Origin of the sequence: Tunicatimonas sp. (assembly GCF_049647865.1) — a bacterium.
Taxonomy (GTDB): domain Bacteria; phylum Bacteroidota; class Bacteroidia; order Cytophagales; family Cyclobacteriaceae; genus Tunicatimonas.
The window spans coordinates 1-2,251 of sequence record NZ_JBARYM010000800.1 but is presented as its reverse complement, the minus strand read 5'-3'; the positions used below and the strand labels follow the sequence as shown (position 1 = coordinate 2,251).

At 50.6% G+C, this 2,251-nt stretch carries 2 protein-coding genes; both read left to right on the top strand.

From position 1 onward, the window contains the following. Positions 1–166: 166 nt before the first annotated feature. Positions 167–586 carry a curli production assembly/transport component CsgF gene (locus WBA23_RS23110; RefSeq protein WP_424584642.1) on the top strand — a complete coding sequence of 140 codons (420 nt, stop codon included), beginning with the start codon at positions 167–169 and terminating at the stop codon, positions 584–586. An 8-nt stretch (positions 587–594) separates the two neighbouring features. Further along, on the top strand, positions 595–2,001 hold the full coding sequence (locus WBA23_RS23105) for a CsgG/HfaB family protein (protein WP_424584641.1): 1,407 nt from the start codon (positions 595–597) through the stop codon (positions 1,999–2,001). Positions 2,002–2,251: the final 250 nt, after the last annotated feature.

The window sequence follows — 2,251 nt, the reverse complement described above, 5'->3', positions numbered from 1 at the left end:
TACAACCCCGGGAAGAGATGCTACGGGCATTAGCCAGCCGAGCGATTCAGCTAACCCGCTATCAGATTAGTAACTACCAACAAATGGCGCAACAGCTAGAAAGCGAAGATCAGTCCGGAAGCGGTATTTTTTAATCTTTATTCAATCTTTTAAATACCACCTACGCATGAAATTCCTTTTCTGTATCTTATTATTGATTTGGGCCGTCATTGACACCCCCACCCACGCCCAGGATTTTACCTACCAACCCCAGAACCCAGCTTTTGGAGGAAGCTATCTCAACTACGGCTGGATGCTCTCATCAGCCCAGGCCCAAAACGAGTTTACTGGCGAAGAAAGCTCCCTAGGCAGCCGATTTGAACGCGATCCGCTGGAGGATTTTGAACAAAGCCTAAATCGTCAGATACTAAGCCGTATCACCCGGGAGCTGGTAGGAGATCAGTTTGGGGAAGAAGGACTGGCTGAAGGGCAATACGAGATCGGCAATTACCAAATTGATGTATCTCCCGGAGGAGAAGGCATTGAGATTAAAGTTTTGGATACCACCACCGGAAGTGCCACTACGATCAGTGTACCTTACTTCTAACAACAATCATGATGAACCCAATATTACAACTACTGAAAGCCATTATTCGGCCCTGTATATTATTAGCGGCCGGTGCCGCTATCTTTAGCGGCTGCGCTCCTTATCTCAACCAACCCATGCAACCAACCCAAGCCCGACTGGGGGCCGAGTCCGCGCTCTTCCGCCAGCTTAGAGAATTGCCCGAACCCCAGGAAAAGATGGTGGCCGCGGTCTACAAATTCCGCGATCAGACCGGGCAGTACAAACCATCCGAAGTAGGGGCTAGTTGGTCTACGGCAGTAACGCAGGGAGCTACCTCTATCCTACAGCGTTCGCTGGAGGCTTCGGGCTGGTTCACTACCATTGAGCGGGAAGGACTGTCCAATCTGCTCAACGAGCGAAAAATCATCCGTTCTTCCCGGCAGGCCTACAATAAACAGCAGGGCGGAGAAGTAGAAAGTGCGCTCCCTCCCTTGCTATTTGCCGGGGTGCTACTGGAAGGGGGAATTATCTCCTACGATGCCAACGTGCTGACCGGTGGGGCCGGGGCCCGCTACTTCGGTACCGGAGGCTCGGCGCAGTACCGGCAGGACCGAGTGACGGTGTACCTGCGAGCAATTTCTACCAGCACCGGGCGCATCCTGAAGACGGTCTATACATCCCGTACAATCCTTTCGCAAAAAGTAGATGTGGGGGTATTTCGCTTCGTGAGTTTTCAACGACTGCTAGAAGCCGAAACCGGGTTCACCCACAACGAACCAGCCGAATTAGCGGTGCGGGAAGCGATTGAAAAAGCTGTGCACAGCTTAGTAGTAGAAGGTGTCTTGGACGGATTATGGAACTTAAAACACTCCGAAGAAATGAATGCTCCGGCGATCGCTATGTATCAGCAGGAAGCCATTGATAACGAACAGACCGACTACCTGGGACGACGGTTTAACCAGTTTCAGCGGAGCCGACTGAGGGTGGGGGCTAATGTAGGCACATTCCGCTATGCGGGTGATTATCCTGATCCACTCTTTCAACCGGCCGGAGGGTTACATCTGGGAATGCAAGCAAGCTCCTGGCTCACCGTAGGCGTGGAAGCATCGCAAGGTAATTTGGCCGGAGAAGGAGGCTATCGGCAGCCGGTACAATGGCTAGGAGCGTTTACTGAGTGGCGTTGGTTTCCGCAAACCCGATTTACCCCATTGATGCAGTTAGGCGGAGGATGGATTAGCGATGAGGCGCAGCCGCTTAGTACCGGACACGGGCTGATAACTGCTGGTGTAGGAGCCGAGTACCAGATCAATTCCCGAATGAGCCTGAACGCTCAACTACGCCACCACCATGTGCTGAGCGACGCGCTGGATCAGATACAACAGGGTAAGTATAATGACTTCTTCTGGTCGGCTTCGGTAGGAGTCAATATCTACTTCGGAAAACAATTAAGGTAGTACAGTAGCACTACCTGAATAACAATATTTTTAATCGTTTTATTTATTTATAATTTCTAAATTTTATCAATTATGTTTAACAAACAATTCATCATGCAAGGTTTGCTCGTTACCATACTAAGTGCGAGCGCTCTGGCCCAAAGCCAAGACAACGAAGTATACATCGACCAAATTGGCGATGACAACCAAGCAGATATTCTACAGGGCGTAGGTGGCGAGGCTCGAGACAATGAAGCAATCGCTATTCAGG